Origin of the sequence: Pedobacter petrophilus, assembly GCF_009674725.1 — a bacterium.
Classification (GTDB): Bacteria; Bacteroidota; Bacteroidia; order Sphingobacteriales; family Sphingobacteriaceae; genus Pedobacter; species Pedobacter petrophilus.
In genome coordinates, this window is record NZ_WKKH01000004.1 from 144,356 (window position 1) to 161,338 (window position 16,983).

The 16,983-nt window shown below is 38.8% G+C and carries 12 protein-coding genes and 1 tRNA gene; 9 read left to right on the plus strand and 4 right to left on the minus strand.

From position 1 onward, the window contains the following. Positions 1-136 precede the first annotated feature (136 nt). Both GJU39_RS03905 and GJU39_RS03910 read left to right on the plus strand, forming a co-directional pair. Complete coding sequence (locus GJU39_RS03905) at positions 137-1,927, plus strand: ABC transporter ATP-binding protein (RefSeq protein WP_154279385.1); 1,791 nt, start codon at positions 137-139, stop codon at positions 1,925-1,927. 78 nt (positions 1,928-2,005) lie between these two features. Then, positions 2,006-2,329, plus strand: a complete 324-nt coding sequence (locus GJU39_RS03910) for a DUF3276 family protein (RefSeq protein WP_154279386.1) — start codon at positions 2,006-2,008, stop codon at positions 2,327-2,329. 80 nt (positions 2,330-2,409) lie between these two features. On the opposite strand, the gene GJU39_RS03915 is transcribed toward GJU39_RS03910, so the two are convergent. After that, entirely contained in the window at positions 2,410-2,871 is a 462-nt protein-coding gene (locus GJU39_RS03915; protein WP_154279387.1) for a DUF5362 family protein, read from the minus strand. A 285-nt stretch (positions 2,872-3,156) separates the two neighbouring features. On the opposite strand from GJU39_RS03915, the gene ychF reads away from it, so the two are divergent. Then, the gene (gene ychF, locus GJU39_RS03920; RefSeq protein ID WP_154279388.1) at positions 3,157-4,257 is read left to right on the plus strand and encodes a redox-regulated ATPase YchF; all 1,101 of its coding nucleotides are present in this window, start codon (positions 3,157-3,159) and stop codon (positions 4,255-4,257) included. A 693-nt stretch (positions 4,258-4,950) separates the two neighbouring features. On the opposite strand, the gene GJU39_RS03925 is transcribed toward ychF, so the two are convergent. Next, positions 4,951-5,565, minus strand: coding sequence for an HAD hydrolase-like protein (locus GJU39_RS03925; protein ID WP_154279389.1), 615 nt, complete (start codon positions 5,563-5,565; stop codon positions 4,951-4,953). 9 nt (positions 5,566-5,574) lie between these two features. Then, positions 5,575-6,951 carry a magnesium transporter gene (gene mgtE / locus GJU39_RS03930; protein WP_154279390.1) on the minus strand — a complete coding sequence of 459 codons (1,377 nt, stop codon included), beginning with the start codon at positions 6,949-6,951 and terminating at the stop codon, positions 5,575-5,577. A 371-nt stretch (positions 6,952-7,322) separates the two neighbouring features. Between mgtE and GJU39_RS03935 the strand changes: the two genes are divergently transcribed. The 5 genes from GJU39_RS03935 (at position 7,323) to GJU39_RS03955 (ending at position 14,469) form a co-directional block, all read left to right on the plus strand. Beyond that, positions 7,323-8,459: a hypothetical protein gene (locus GJU39_RS03935; RefSeq protein WP_154279391.1), complete on the plus strand. Its 1,137-nt coding sequence runs from the start codon at positions 7,323-7,325 to the stop codon at positions 8,457-8,459. Next, positions 8,446-9,054, plus strand: a complete 609-nt coding sequence (locus tag GJU39_RS03940) for a hypothetical protein (RefSeq protein WP_154279392.1) — start codon at positions 8,446-8,448, stop codon at positions 9,052-9,054. The genes GJU39_RS03935 and GJU39_RS03940 overlap by 14 nt, the downstream gene beginning before the upstream one ends. A gap of 20 nt (positions 9,055-9,074) precedes the next feature. After that, positions 9,075-9,758, plus strand: coding sequence for a fibrobacter succinogenes major paralogous domain-containing protein (locus GJU39_RS03945; protein ID WP_154279393.1), 684 nt, complete (start codon positions 9,075-9,077; stop codon positions 9,756-9,758). 279 nt (positions 9,759-10,037) lie between these two features. After that, entirely contained in the window at positions 10,038-13,049 is a 3,012-nt protein-coding gene (locus GJU39_RS03950) for a SusC/RagA family TonB-linked outer membrane protein (protein WP_154279394.1), read from the plus strand. A 22-nt stretch (positions 13,050-13,071) separates the two neighbouring features. Then, positions 13,072-14,469: a SusD/RagB family nutrient-binding outer membrane lipoprotein gene (locus GJU39_RS03955; protein ID WP_154279395.1), complete on the plus strand. Its 1,398-nt coding sequence runs from the start codon at positions 13,072-13,074 to the stop codon at positions 14,467-14,469. 126 nt (positions 14,470-14,595) lie between these two features. Here GJU39_RS03955 and GJU39_RS03960 read toward each other — a convergent pair. Further along, positions 14,596-14,667 (minus strand) — tRNA-Arg (locus GJU39_RS03960). 648 nt (positions 14,668-15,315) lie between these two features. Between GJU39_RS03960 and GJU39_RS03965 the strand changes: the two genes are divergently transcribed. Then, complete coding sequence (locus tag GJU39_RS03965; protein ID WP_154279396.1) at positions 15,316-16,977, plus strand: ArnT family glycosyltransferase; 1,662 nt, start codon at positions 15,316-15,318, stop codon at positions 16,975-16,977. Positions 16,978-16,983 lie beyond the last annotated feature (6 nt).

Genomic DNA, 16,983 nt, shown 5'->3' on the forward strand with positions numbered 1-16,983 from the left:
ATTAATAATTAACCTATCCTTCTGGCTTTAGCCGCCTTTAAAGCTTACCAGTTTGAAAAACTTATCACATTTAACAAACCGAAGGAGTAAATAAATATTCGGGTTGAAATAACAAAATTATCTAAGTTTGTATTACATGAAACATTTGCGCAGACTAAACAAATACTTTCTTAAATATAAATGGTGGATTATTCCGGGAAGCATCTTTGTGATTATTTCCAATATCTTCGGTGTCGTACCCGCACAGGTAATCGGTTATGCGGTAGATTTAATTACCGAAAATGTACAGATTTATAACCTTTTTCAGGGTTTTGAGCGACAAGAAATCATTTACACTATATTTAGCAGCAACCTTCTCTACTTCGGCTTATTGGTTATTTTGCTTTATGTAATGCGTGGATTGTTTCTGTTTTTTATGCGTCAAACGATTATTCTAATGTCGAGGCACATCGAATTTGACATGAAAAACGACATCTACCAACATTACCAGGAACTGAGCCTCGGTTTCTACCGGAGAAATAATACGGGTGATTTAATGAACCGTGCTACTGAGGATGTGAACCGGGTTAGAATGTATGTAGGTCCGGCCATTATGTACACCATTAATACTTTTGTTTTATCGGTACTGATTGTCTGGTCGATGTTTGATGTAAACTCTAAACTGGCCATCTACTGTTTATTGCCCCTCCCATTTTTAGTAATTATTATTTATTATGTAAATACCCTGATTTTTAAAAAGAGTGGTAAAATTCAGGAGCGGCTTTCGGAGTTATCCAGTTTTGTACAAGAGCGTTTTTCGGGCATCAGGATTATTAAATCGTATGTTCGGGAGGATTATACCAGGAATATGTTCGAAATTCAGAGCAATGATTACAAGAGAGACTCCATGAGCCTGGTAAAAGTTTCTGCCTTATTTTACCCAACCATGTTGCTATTAATTGGCTTAAGCACTATCCTTACCATATATATTGGTGGTATCCAGGTGATGAATGGAAGTATCACGGCCGGAAATATTGCAGAATTTATCATTTACATTAACCAACTTACCTTTCCGGTAACCATGCTGGGCTGGGTTACTTCATTAATCCAGCGGGCGGCAGCATCACAAAAACGTATTAATGAATTTCTGGATATTCCTTCTGATATTCAATCAACTGAACCGGAAGATAAAGAGATAACCGGCCACCTGAAATTCGAAAATGTTAGTTTCACTTACCCTGACACGGGTATTCAGGCACTAAAAAACTTAAACTTTGAAATTAAAGAGGGAGAATTTGTAGCCATTATCGGCAAAACCGGTTCCGGGAAATCTACGCTGGCCAATCTGATCATGCGGATGTATGATGTGCAGGATGGATCAATTTCTATTGATGGAAAAAACCTGAAATCGCTGAATTTAAAGAACTACCGGAGCCAGATTGGCTTCGTTCCACAGGAAGTTTTTCTATTTTCTGATACCATTAAAAACAATATTGCCTTTGGTTTAGACCAGGTAACTGATGAAGAAGTATACAATGCAGCTAAAAATGCGTCGGTTTACCATAACATTATTGATTTTGAAGAAAAGTTTGAAACCATGCTTGGAGAACGTGGAATCACCTTATCTGGCGGACAAAAACAGCGGGTATCTATTGCCAGAGCCTTAATAAAATCGCCAAAGATTTTAATATTTGATGATTGCCTTTCTGCTGTTGACACGAAAACAGAGGAAGAAATTTTGCAAAATCTAGGTAAAATGATGGCAGGAAAAACCAGTATTTTAATTGCACATAGAATTTCTACTATAAAAAATGCTGATAAAATTTTAGTACTGGATGATGGAAAAATCATCGAACAAGGCACACACAGTGAATTACTTAGCTTAAATAAGCGTTATACGGAGCTTTATAACAATCAACTTTTGGAGGAAGAAGGACGAAGTATTTAATTTGTATCAAATTGTATTTTGAACTTTAAATATTTGCTTTATATTTACCGAAACCAAAAACCAACATCAATACCAACCATGGGAGAATTCGACAACAAGGAAAGAGAAGAAGTTTTTTCAAAGAAAGTAAGAGCAGGCAAGAGAACTTATTTCTTCGACGTGAAGGCTACTCGCTCAGGTGATTATTATTTAACCGTTACTGAGAGCAAGAAAAGATTAGAAGACGGAGTATTCGTGAAGCACAAGATCTTCTTATACAAAGAAGACTTTGAGAAATTTACAGAAGGCTTAAATGAAACTGTTGATTACATCAAATCTCACCAGGATGTTGTTGAAAAGCGCTACGAATACACCGAAAATGGCGAACACAGTCCAAAAACAACCGACGATTTTTCGTTCTAAATAAAATATAACAGAAAAGCCTTTGCAATACAAAGGCTTTTTTTGCTATGAATTTAAAAAAGGTTTCTTGATTAGCTTATTTAAGCAATACCCATTCCGGCACCAACCATAAATATTAATAAAAAGTACCCCACAATTACAGCAATTGTAATAATTCCCCAAAATTTAAACAGCGACTTTACATTTTGCATTGCCGTATTTAAACTTTCCTGGCTCCCAAATAATACACCTTGCTTTCCGTTATTAGAAATTCTGAGGAGCAACAGGCTTGGATAGAAATAAAATAAGCCTAGGGCTAAATAAATAATGGTTATTGCCATTGAGCCACCTTGCCCCAACGCACCAAATTGTTTTGCCAATGCAGGGTTACTTCCTAAAAGTGACGGAACGCTGAATGACACTAAAACCAACAGCGCAGCGAGTGCAAAACCCACAAACGACAAAAACTTAGCCCATTTAGTGATATCATAAATATAGCTCCGCATTTCTTCCGTTACAATCAATTTCACTTCCTGCGGTACTTCGTTTTCTAAATCATCCATATTTATAATCTGTAATTTTCGATAAACTTAGAAAAAATATCCTTCAGCAACAAATTAGTGCCTTTAATTAAACAGTTTAAAAGCTTATCTTTGCCCGATTTTTAAGCGGAAAGCGGAAAGCGGAAAGCGGAAAGCGGAAAGCGGAAAGCGGAAAGCGGAAAGCGGAAAGCGGAAAGCGGAAAGACGAAAGCGGAAAGACGAAAGCGGAAAGACGAAAGCGGAAAGACGAAAAACGACCCCGCTTAAAAACAATTATTTTTTGCAAAACACTATAGACTATATATAATGGCATTACAATGTGGTATAGTTGGTTTACCAAACGTAGGGAAATCGACACTTTTTAACTGTTTATCAAACGCAAAGGCGCAAGCGGCAAACTTTCCCTTTTGTACTATTGAGCCAAATATTGGCGTAATTACAGTACCTGATGAAAGATTGACTAAACTTGCTGAGTTGGTTAAGCCAAATAAGGTGCAACCTAATACCATCGAAATTGTAGACATCGCCGGGTTAGTTAAAGGTGCATCTAAAGGGGAAGGTTTAGGGAACCAATTCTTAGGAAATATTCGCGCTACAAATGCCATTATTCACGTTTTACGTTGCTTTGATGATGGAAATGTAATCCATGTTGATGGTTCGGTTGATCCGATTAGAGATAAAGAAATTATCGATACCGAGCTGCAACTTAAAGATTTGGATACTGTAGACAAACGGATTCAAAAGGTTGAGAAAATGGCTAAAACGGGCGGCGACAAAGATGCTAAACGTACTTATGAGATTTTATTAGTTGTTAAAACGCACTTAGAAAATGGTAAATCTATCCGCACCGCTGCTTTGGCACAAGATGATTTTGATTTTATTGAGGATTTGGGATTATTAACTCAAAAACCAGTAATGTACGTTTGTAATGTTGATGAGGCTTCTGTAGTTACCGGAAACAAATATGTGGATTTGGTAAAAGCTAATGTTGCGGATGAACGTGCTGAGGTTTTGGTGATCTCTGCCAAAATTGAATCGGAAATTGCAGAACTGGAAAGTTATGAAGAGCGTCAGGAGTTTTTAGCTGATTTAGGTTTAGATGAATCTGGTGTAAATAAATTGATTCGTACGGCATACAAATTATTGAACCTATATACTTATTTCACCGCAGGTGTACAGGAAGTGCGGGCATGGACCATTACAAAAGGCTTTACTGCCCCGCAGGCTGCTGGTGTAATTCACACCGACTTTGAAAAAGGTTTTATTCGTGCGGAGGTGATTAAATATGTTGATTTCGTAACGTTAGGATCTGAAAATGCCTGTAAAGATGCTGGTAAATTAGGCGTTGAAGGCAAAACTTATGTAGTGGAAGATGGAGACATCATGCACTTCAGGTTTAATGTTTAAATCTTAAAGATAAATTACATGGAGCCACTCGAGAGAGTGGCTTTTTTATTTGGGGTAAATTTTGCCACGGAAATGGTAGCAACGGAGGCATATATTTTTTTTAAACCAGAGTTAAATTAAATAACTTAATCACTCTAATGGCTAAGAAAGTTATCAACTCATTTGTTTTGCCACGAAAACTCAGAAGGCACGGATCTTCTAGATCCAAAGACTAATAACTTAATCACTAATGGCTAAGAAGGTTGTCAACTCATTTGTTTTGCCACGGAAACACGGAAGGCTCGGATTTTCTAGATCCAAAGGCTAATAATTTAATCACTAATAGCTAAGAAGGTTGTCAACTCATTTGTTTTGCCACGGAAACTCGGAAGGCACGGATTTTCTAGATTCAGAGGCTGAAAACTTAATCACGAATGGCTAAGAAGGTTGTCAACTCATTTGTTTTGCCACGGAAACCCGGAAGGCACGGATTTTCTAGATTAAGAGGCTGAAAAATTAATCACTAATAGCTAAGAAGGTTGTCAACTCATTTGTTTTGCCACGAAAACTCAGAAGGCACGGATCTTCTAGATCCGGAGGCTAATAACTTAATCACTAATGGCTAAGAAGGTTGTCAACTCATTTGTTTTTGCCACGGAAACACGGAAGGCTCGGATTTTATACGATCAACGTTAGCCATGATGGATTCTACTTTTAAACTTCCAAACCGTAAGCAGCCAATTGGGCCTTGGTATCTTCATAAGTGGTGTGATGAATGCCCTTTAAACCCAGACCTTCTGCTACCTGAACAAAAAGCATCCTATCGTCGATGTACAAACTCGTTGCTACATCACTCTGTGAAATATCTATAGCAACCTTGAATATATCTGCGTCTGGCTTACGGAAATGAACAAAACTCGAAGAAACAAAAAAATCTACAAACTCGTTTAATTTAAAGGTATTAATTCGATATTGATTCAGTTCTCTCCCCTCGTTGCTAATTACAGCTACTTTTAGGTTATATTTCTTTTTTAAATCACAGATTAACTCAATCATTTCTGGATAGGCCAATGATTTCTTGAACATAAACGCTTTGAAATCATCGTAAGAAAAAGTCCGTTCTTCAAAAAAAACAATGCGCTCCAGGTATTCATCAAGGGTTAACTTCCCTACTTCATAAGTATCGAAAGTAAGGTGATGACGCTCTTCCAAATCAACAGAATCAAGATTAAATAAAACGGACGCTTCTCCCCTGGCATGTCTGTCCCAGCCGTTAGTTAGTAATACGCCGCCAATATCAGTAAACAGGGTTGTGATTTTATTTTGCATAATTTGAACTTAAAGTAAAACGCCTTTTAAAAATAGTAAAGCAAAACTGAAATATATGATCAGGCCGGTAACATCTACCAGCGTAGCCACAAAAGGCGCTGATGAAGTTGCAGGGTCGGCCCCCAAACGCTTCAATATAATGGGCAACATCGATCCGCTTAATGACCCCCATAATACCACAAAAACAAGTGAAACGCTAATGGTAAAAGCGATTAATACCCAATGTTCACCATATGCATTAGGCCAGGCTAAATGCCAGAAAAAGATTCTGGCAAAGCCGATAACACCTAAACAGAAACCCAATAAAAAGCCAGAGGTAAGTTCTCTACGCATTACCCGCCACCAATCTTTTATGGTTACTTCTCCAAGGGCCATGGCCTGTATAATTAATGTGGATGCTTGTGAACCACTGTTTCCTCCACATGAAATGATCAATGGAATAAACAAAGCCAAAACCGTTGCTTTATGAATTTGTCCTTCAAAAAAGCCCATAGCTGTTGCCGTAAGCATTTCGCCAAGCATTAAAATGGCAAGCCATCCCACCCGCTTTCTCACTAAATTAAAGATAGAAGTATCAAGATAAGGTTCATCTAATGCTGCACTACCTCCTATCTTATGCATATCTTCGGTATATTCTTCGTTGGCAATCCAAAGGATATCATCCACCGTTACAATACCGAGAAGGATATTATTTTCATCCACTACAGGGAGGGCCACCCGGTTGTTCATCCTGAAGATGTTAATCGCGTCTTCCTGCGGATCGTTCGCCGTCAAAGCAATGAAGCGTTTATCTGTCAGTTCTCCTATAATGGCCTCCGGATCGGCAAGTAAAACCTCCCTGATCCTGATATCATCAAGCAGCACACCATCTTTATCAATCACATAAACCACATCAATGGTTTCGGAGTTTTTACCGTATCGCCTGATGTGTGATAAAACCCGTGTAACCGACCATTCTGGCTTCACGGCAATATAATCTGGCGTCATTAAACGGCCAATACTATATTCGTTGTAACCTAAAAGTGCGAGTGATTCCTTCCGTTCTTCTGAAGGTAAAAGTGAAATCATTTTTTTCACCACATCGCCTTTCATTTCTCCGAAAAGTGCTGTACGGTCATCAGGAGGCAAATCCTTGATGATTTGATTCAGTTTATTGCCCGAAAGTTTTTTGATAATGCGTTCCTGGGTAGGAAAATCGAGAATTCTAAAAACGTTTACCGCACGGTTTAGTGAAATGGTATCAATGAATTTAGCTGCACATTGTGGAAGTTCGTCAATTAAGGCTTCAACATCGGAAATATTCAGCTCATCCAGATAGAGCTTTAAAGCTTTATCATCCTCTCTATCAAGTATTTCCCGAACCTCTTCAACAACCAATTCTTCCATAAACAACTTATTAAATTTACTACATGCCTAAACCCCTTATTAACGGTTCGCAAAGGTGCATTTTTATTTTTTAAAAAGCCAGTAGCAGATCTTTAAATCCAGCACTGAAACTTTCCATATTGAACTGGTTTGCTTGGAAACCCTAATATTCTAATCTTCACCCGGATGATTTAATCACCTGTTAACATAAATAAAATACAGGCACGAGTGTTCAATAAGCCTATCAAATATTCTAACGAATCTTCTTTCGCTTAAGGATCTCTTCTCTTAACTGGAAAGGAATAAAAAGTAATTTTAAACAGACATCACTGTACATAACAGTGGATCAATTAAACGGTCCTACCTTCGAATAAACCAAAATATAAATTCTCATGAAACAACTGTTCCCAAAAACAGCCTGGCAAGGCCTGGCTATTTGTTTGCTTTTATTTTCACTCACCGGCTGCAAAAAATCTTCAGGCGATTTACAAGACATTTCAGATTTGTCCAGAACTGCTTCGTTAAGCGACCAACAAAAATTAATGGCTACAGCCGCAGCAACTGCGGCAACGGCATCTGGTGAAGTTACAGGATCTGGCGGCAATTTTACGGCAGCAGTAAATGGTGTAAATAAATACACCGGTACAAACTACATTTCAGCTATTCAGGCTGCAGTTAACGGACTTACATCTGGCAGAACAGTTAAAGAATGGGTAACCGTTCGTGTATCGGGAGCTTCAGGCAGTTCTGGCGGATCACTTAAATACGTGAATATGGCAAGTAATACAGGAATTGACTTTGCCGGCAATACCTTTAATGCGAACAGTGGCGATGCCCTGATTATTCCGATATGGGCAGACAGAAAATCAAATGTGGAGGTAAAAAACCTAAAAGTAACAGGAAAACCCCGTTATGGCATTTGGTTTAAAGGCTGCTCTGGTATGAACATCAGCAATATTACCATGAACATTTCGGTACCTGCAACTGATTTAGGCTTAGGCATCAGGGTGGATAACAGCACCGGGTCTACCAATAACCTAAATATTAGCGGAACAATTAACATCACCGGAGGAGATAATTCTATTGAAACTTATGGTCTTGATGGCTTTACGATCGGAAATGTAACCTCCAGCAACAATGCGGCTTGTGGTGTTTTACTAAATCAGTCGAAAAACGGAACCGTTGGTACGGTAACCGGCACCAATAATAGCACAACCGGTTCGGTTACAGGCTATGCCACTTTTCGCTGTGCCAATAGCAATGGTCCGAATGTTACCTGTGCAAAAGTGTATTCACGCGGTAGCGGTCGTGGCTTTTTCAGCGTGACAGGCAGTAATGGATGTACGGTAAATTCAGTAGACATTGCCAATACGGCACTACAGGGAATTTTTCTTCAAGATGCCGCTAACACCAAAGTATTAGCAGGTACAGTGACCAATGGTAACCCTAACGTTCAACACCAAAGCGCAACAAATTGCAGTACAAAAGTAAACGGACAAACGTACACGGCTTCAAATGGCATCTGGTAATCTCCAATTTTTAAATAAGCGGTATATCATTTACCGCTTATTTGATTTAAAAAAAGCCTGTATTTCTTTTTCACTTTTATTATTCTTTACGGCCTGCAAAGTTCCGGTAGAAAATAAGATCTCTAGTGTTCCTGTTTACAATGTGGCTTATTCCTATCCGAAAGAAATCTTAAAACCCATGCAACAAGAATACCCAAACCTTGTACTTATAGAAAAATCAGCATATGCTAAATTGTTCTGGGATTTTTATGACAAGCAAATTTTTCCGTCGGTTTCTACAACGGATATTAATAACGATCAAAAGAACGATTTTGGATATATCGTAGAGGTTAACGGAAAACTTAAGGTAGCCATTGCCATTTCTAACGGAAATAAATACCATTACTGGCTTTCACCATTTGCATTAGGGCCAAGAGAAAAACATGGTGTAGACTTCTGCATTGATGTTGAACCAGCCGGAAGAACCGACATTGTAAAACCTGCTACCCGTTCGCTACTGCTTCAAAAGAATGGATTCGTGATTAAAAAACTGGAACAGGATAATCTCATCCTCTACGAAAATGAAGGTCAGATCACTACGTTTTTTATGAAATAAGGTTACATGAATTTTAAAATATGAAGATTCTTTTATTGAAACAGAAAACTTTTCTGGTACTGATACTAGCCATTGCACTTCTTCAGCGTTGCGGGAATAAAAATACCTTTAAAGATATTGATGGCAATGTATATCATAGCGTTCAGATTGGAAAACAGACCTGGATGGTAGAAAATTTAAAAACCACAAGATTTAATAATGGAGACACAATTGCTTTCCTAAAAAATGAATTAGCCTGGAAAGCTAATGATCTCCCGGCCTGCAGCACCTACGGGATTAAAGATTCACTTGATACTGATTACGGCTTGCTTTATAATTGGTATTGTATCGGCGATAAGCGTGAACTCGCACCAAAAGGCTGGAGAATCCCTACAGAAGCAGACATACGTAAGTTACTTCAGTTTATTGGTTCAGATACCACAGCAGCTTCTTTGTTAAAAGAACAAGGAACTCAACATTGGCTGCCTTCCTTTACCGAAGGAACTAACGCAACTGGTTTTTCTGCACTGCCAGGAGGCTACAAAGATGCAGATGGAAAATCTTACATGCGTAAAAGCAATGGCTATTACTGGACCACTCAGGGAAGTTTTGAGTTTTACCACTGGAGCTCCAGGGTTTTTCAGGCTTTTGCTAACATTGAACGGAATCCGATATTTATGAAATATGGTTTTTCTATTAAATGCATCAAAGAAACCAGTCAATAATTTTAATCTTATCTAGTGCATCTACCAAAGGCAGGTAAGGAATATGCCTTATCATAAGCACACTACTTAAAGTTTTAGACCATTTGTACCACTTCTATCTTTTTACCAAACGTATAGATTTAATTAATCATTAAACACTTATTGGATTTATGTCTTAATATCTATACAAAAATCAAGCTAAGTAACATTCTTGTTAATTTACGGTTAATACCTGATAAAATCATCAATAGATGTGGTTTGAAAGTCGCTTAAATTTGAGCAAACCAACTTACAAACAACATGCTAACTAAACTCAAGAGTGCTATGCTAGCCATAACCATGCTCTGTTTTATCCAATTAAATGCCCAAACGGCACTTGTAAACGGTAAAATAACGGATGCATCTGGTGCTCCTCTTCCAGGGATTACGGTAAAAATAAAAGGTACATCTAAAGGTGTATCGACCGATTCACAAGGTAATTTCGCAATTAGTAGTCCAAACCCAGCGGTATTTACCGTGAGTGGAATAGGGTTTCAGACTAAAGAATTTACTTATGCCGGGCAACGCGGATTAATTATCTCACTCGCAGACGATCAACAAAATTTAAGCGAAGTGGTGGTAACTGCTTTGGGTGTAAAGCGTGAGAAACGCAACCTTACTTACAGTTCTCAAGAGGTAAAAGGTGATCAGCTAACCCAAACCAGAGAACCAAATCTGGTTAATGCCCTGGCAGGAAAAGTTTCAGGCGTACAGATTACCAGTTCTTCAGGCACGCCAGGTAGTTCATCCAGAATTGTAATCAGGGGTGCTAATTCACTCTATGGAAACAACGAAGCGCTAATGGTAATCGATGGTATTCCGGTGAACAACGATGAAACAGGCAACTTAAATTCAGGTCCTGGAACAAACAGAATTGCAGATTTAGACCCTAACATTATTGAGAGCATTAACGTATTAAAGGGTGGTGCAGCAACCGCACTTTATGGATCAGATGGTGCTAAAGGCGTGATTATCATTACTACCAAAGCTGGTGCTCAAAACAAAAAGCCTTCGCTAAGCTTCTCTTCTTCCCTATCGTTAGAAACTCCCCTATTACCAGAAATTCAAAATAAATATTCGCTGGGATCTAACGGAAGATATTTTGATGGAACGACTGAAAAAACGAGTACCTCATGGGGTGCAAGAATGGATACCCTGAAAATAAACGGTCAGCCTGCGCAGGTTTATGATCAATCTGATCTTTTCTTTAAAACGGGTAAAACCTACACCAATACCCTCGGTTTAACTGGTGGTGGAACTTATAGTTCTTATTTCCTATCTTACACCAACCTCGCGCAGGAAGGAACGGTACCTACTACATCTTTCGATCGGAATACGGTTTTCGGAAAATTCAGCACCCAGGTGTTAAAAAATCTCGATATTACCTTTTCACTCAACTACGCCAATACCAAAAACAACAGGTTGCCAGAGGGTTATGCATTAGAAAGCCCGGTATGGACCATTTTTTCTGCTCCGGTTTCTTATAATTTAGAACCAGCTACCAATCCAGATGGATCTCAACGTTTATTCCGTTTCTCCCGGAATAATCCTTACTGGGTGTTAGATAATATCAGCAATACTTCCGTGGTAAACAGATTCTTACCCACATTTAACGCCAATTATAAACCATTGAGCTGGTTAACCATTACAGAACGTTTTGGAGCTGATGTTTACACCGAATTAGGAAAGTACCACGAATCTTTACTATCGGTTTCTAATCCTAATGGCCGGATCGTAAACAACAGTTCTAATTTCAGGCAATATAATAATGACCTGATCATCTCTGCGAACAAGAATTATGGTGATTTTAATATTGATGCATTATTAGGTAACAATGTGATATCAACCTACTACGAAAATGCTTATGCCAATGGCGTTGGTATCACCGTTCCAGGATTTAATAATATTGCTTCAGCATCAACGGTTAAATTTTCTGAAAACAGTTTCCTGAGCAGAAAAATAGGATTTTATCTGCAATCGAACATTGATTATAAAAAGTTCCTGATTCTTTCACTCACAGGAAGGTATGATGGCACTTCTGTATTGTCCACAGACAACAGCTTTTACCCTTACGGTTCTGCTGCAACAAGTTTTATTTTTTCTAATTTCTTTTCTAAAAGGCTTTCTGATATCATGAGTTTCGGAAAGTTAAGGTTATCGTATAGTACGGTTGGAAATGCCAGTATTGCCCCGTATAACCTGCTCACCCCTTATGAATCACAAAATGTAAGAAATATTGCCTTTCCATATCAGGGGCAATCTGGCTTTTTGATTAGCGGTACGCTAAGCGATCCAAACTTGAAGAATGAGCGGATCAATGAATTTGAAGTGGGGTTGGAAACTGGCTTTTTCAAAAACCGTTTGAGCTTAGAAGTGACCTATTTCGACAAAAAGACCAAGAATGGGATTATCCCGAATGTAGCATTGGCACCTTCAACCGGTTTCAATTCGACCAGTGTGAATACAGCTGGTATGCAAAACAGAGGTATTGAAGTATTACTGACTGCAAGACCAATCAAAACGGAAGATTTTAGCTGGGACCTCACCTTAAACTATAGCAGAATCAGAAATAAAGTTACGTCCATCTACAATAACCTGAATCAGGTTGGTAACGGATTCACTTTTATCCTTGTAAACCAACCTTACGGCGTAATTTATGGAACGCGTTATGCCAGAAATAGTGAAGGTAAAATATTAACCGGCGATGATGGACTCCCTTTCTCTGCAGACGATCAGGGAATTATTGGCGACATTAATCCAGACTGGATGGGTGGAATCATCAATAATTTCAGGTATAAACAATTCACACTAAGTTTCTCTTTCGACATGAAAAAAGGTGGCGACATTCAAAACAATGTTGACGGTTATGGTTACTTCTATGGCACACCTAAGGTTACCGAAAACCGTGAACCTCGTGTTGTAGAGGGCATTAATGCCACTACCGGATTACCAAATACGGTATCGGTATCGGGCCAGGCTTATTATCAACGCATTAATAGTGTACTGGAATCGGTGATACAGGATGGTACTTATGTAAAATTAAGAAATGTTAGCTTCGGATATAACCTGAAACCAACCTGGCTGCAGAAAACACCTTTCAAAACCCTGGGACTACAAGTTACCGGCAGAAATTTATGGATCTATGCCCCGCACTTCACTGGCGGAGACCCTGAAGTAAGTTCTTTTGGTTCTTCAAATGGCTCACAGGGTATTTATTCCTTCTCCACCCCAACATCAAGATCAGTAGATTTTGCTTTGAAGTTAACATTATAGGCACCACATAGAAATAATCAACATGAAAAAGATATATTTAATTCTAAGTTTTGCATTGATGACAGCTTTTGCTGGCTGCAAAAAATATATAGACGTTAATTACGACCCCAACAGGCCAATAGATGTAAAGGAGTCGCTGATGCTGCCGCCGATCCAGATGCTGATCTCGCAAAACATCAATGCATCGGGCGATGCCAACCTGAGTGTAGTTCTTCAACAGTATTTGCAGGTAATGGCCTTAAACCAGGTTGCACCCAACTTCGGTACTTACCAAATGTTTAGTGTAGATATGGACGGTGACTGGAACAATGTTTACGTGCGAACATTGAACAATCTTAATATACTGACCACGAAGGCAACTACAAATGGCAATTCTAATTATGCCGCGATATCTAAAATTTTGAGTGCATACACGTTAGGTTATGCAACCGATGCCTGGGGAGACCTTCCGTATAGTCAGGCTTTTAAAGGAACAACTGTACCTACCCCTGTTTATGATAGTCAGCAACAAATCTACGTACAAATTCAGCGCTTACTGGATGAAAGTATTGCAAATATAGACCAAAATACTGGTGCAACACCTGGTGCAGATGACCTCGTTTATTTTGGGAACATGGAAAAATGGAAAAAACTGGCTTACACGTTAAAGGCCCGTTATTATATGCACCTTACCAAAGCACCTGGTACAACGGCCGCAGCACAGGCGCAACTTGCGTTAACTGCGCTAAACAACGGGATGCAAAACAACAGTGATGATTTTAAAGTGGCTTTTACCGGTACTGCAGGTGCTGAAAACCCATGGCAACAAAATTTTTTACCCGGTACTACCTTCGTACTTGCGAATACTTTTGTAGATAATTTTAAAACGCGGAACGATCCAAGATTAAGTAAAATGATTAAGCCAGCGGTTCAAACCGGCTTATACACAGGAAGACAAATCGGACTCGATGAAATTGGCAGTTTGGAATCTTACTCCATTCCTGCTGAATTTTACGCAGGCGCTAATGCCAATAACTACCTGGTAAATTATACTGAGGCGGCGTTTTTAAAGGCCGAAGCTACATTGATTATTTCTGGTGCGGGTGCAGCACAACCGTTTTATACGGAAGGCGTGCTACGCCATATGGAAAAAGTTGGCGTAAGCGCAGCTGATGCAAATAGCTACCTTACGGCAAGAGGTACATTGAATACTTCGAACGCATTACGTTTAATTATGGAGGAAAAATCAATCTCTAACTTTCTTAATTCTGAAAATTATACTGATTGGCGCAGAACCGGATTTCCTGCTTTAACGAAAGTAAAAAATGCCCTTTCCGAAATTCCAAGAAGGGTTTTATATCCAAACTCAGAAATTACAGCGAATCCGCAACCGCAGCAAAAAGCAAAGATTGTAGATCGATTATGGTGGGATGTTAACTAACTTAATTGATAATCCTGTAGGTAAATTATTGATCGAAATAATTTACCTCAGTTTTAAGTCTAAAAAAGAAAGGAAGCTCAATGGCTTCCTTTCTTTTTTAATTATCAGTAAGAATAAATCTTTTAGTGTTCCCAGAGGGATTCGAACCCCCATCGGTGGTACCGGAAACCACAATTCTATCCATTGAACTATGGGAACTTTGAGCGGCAAATATATAACTTGCCAGCCAATTTCGGCGTATGAAAATAAAAATAGTAGAATATAATTTTCGCTAGTGTAATGTTGAACCAGATCAGGAAATTCCTTCTTCCCATCTCACACCATACACTAAGCTGTACGCCACTCATTTTTTACTTATTTATCACCAACTGTTTACGCCTTCTACTTGCCCATTTTCGTCTTAACCAAGTTATTTCAATATCTTTACTTACCCTAACATAAATTGGTAGCCTTTTTGCTATTCCAACGAGACAATTGTTCCCCGGTTTTCACAGGCCTATTATCATTTCAGCTCAAATTATTACACGCCACCCGGGCAAAATCGGTATCGATAGCGAAATTAAAAAAGGATCTGAATTCTGGTTTGAGATTCCACTGGTTTCGGAGTCTTAAATATTCAGGATGTATTAAATCCGTTTATTAGGCCAAAAAACCTAAAATTAATTGGAAATAACTTATTTTTAAATCCATCTGGTAGGAATGGATGTTATTGAACATATGAACATCATTAATTGTCAGCAAATATTGGGGTTATTCAAACTGAAGCACCTATAAATTTATGAATGATAGCACCCCCTTTTACCTTATTAACATTGGCTACCTTCAAAAAAATGGCGTTTGCAGACAATGGATATAGTTAGCAGAAGCACTTTTCACCCAGCCAGCAAAGAAAGAACCTATCAGCCAGTGCAGAAAGTGTTTACTAACACCTCATCGCCAACATTAAAAACAGGTAAAGAAACCTGGCTACTTCTTGTTTTTTTTGGAATTTTAAAATTTTGCATTCATTTAACTGGTATCTCAAAATATGGGCTTCATGCAGATGAATTATACTATATATCACTAAGTGAACGATTTGCCTGGGGTTTTCTGGATATTTCTCCCTTCGTAACCTGGATGGCAAAAATTGCTTCCGCATTATTTGGCACTTCCATTACAGCATGGAGGATTATCCCCTGTATTTTTGCCGCAACAACGGTAACACTCACCGGCTTGATGGCCCATTACCTGGGTGCGAAAAAACTCGGAATTACAATCGCCTGCTCTGCAATTATCTGCTCACCCGCCTTTTTAGCCACCTCCTATTTACTTCAGCCAGTAGTATTTGACGAATTTTTCTGGGCTCTTCTGGCTTTCTCGGCATTGAGATTCCAGCAAACTCAAAAACCAGGTTTTATCTATCTGGCAGCCTTCACTTTAGGCTTTGGGATGCTGAATAAATATACTATTGTAATGTACCTCGCAGCTATCGTTCTAGCATGGTTGATCATTTATAATCGACAGTTAAAATTGGGTTGGAAGAAATTAATAGGCCCTGGCTTGCTCTTGATCCTCATAATTGTTCCGAATGTATTATGGCAATGGTTTTACGGTTTTCCAATTTTCAGCTATTTAAAACTGGTGGGCAACAAGGCATTTTCGTTGGATATCGCAGATTATCTGTTTCAATTGTTTTTCTTTCATGGTGCAGGCGTTGCCGTGTGGACTGCTGGTTTTCTATTCCTGATCATGAAGAAGACTGGAAACAGGTTTAATTTGGTTTGGCCGGTTACACTAATAATTCTGGTCATTTTACTTGCTTTATTAAAGGGCAAGCTATATTATGGCCTTGGCATGTTCCCTATATTATTTGCTGCGGGAGGATGCTGCTGGGAAATGATGCTTAAATCCCGTGTGCTGACTAAATACTTTTTTGTAGGTACGATCTATTTATTCGGTTTAATCTGCCTTCCGCTTGTTATCCCGATTTTTCCCATTTACATTTGCCGCGAATACATCAAAAAGATGGTGGCCTATACGTCATTTTCCAGACCTATGGTTTGGGAGGATGGCTCCAGTGGCACCATTCCACAGTTTTTTGCGGATATGACCGGATGGAAGACGCTTTCAAATAAAATATCAACCATTCAGCACAAAAATCAGCATGGTAAACCAATAGTGGTACTTACTGATAATTATGCAATTGCAGGAGCCTTAAAATATTATGCTACATTTTCAACACCACAGATAATTTCTGCAAATAATAGTTTCATGCTGGAATCTCCGGGAAATCTTCCAACCGGCACCATAGTTTATCTTTCGAAAGACGCTAAGGTAGCAGTAGACAAACTGGCGCAGCATGTATTATTGTCCGAAGAATTGCAGATGGAAAATTCGCATCTCAAAGGCGTTAACATCTACATCCTTTCAGGTGCAAATGAAACATTCAGAAAAAAATATGTTGATGACCGCAGAAAATTTTTCAATCCGATAGAAAGCATCAGCTTTGCTATAAGAGCAAAAAAATAAATTAAA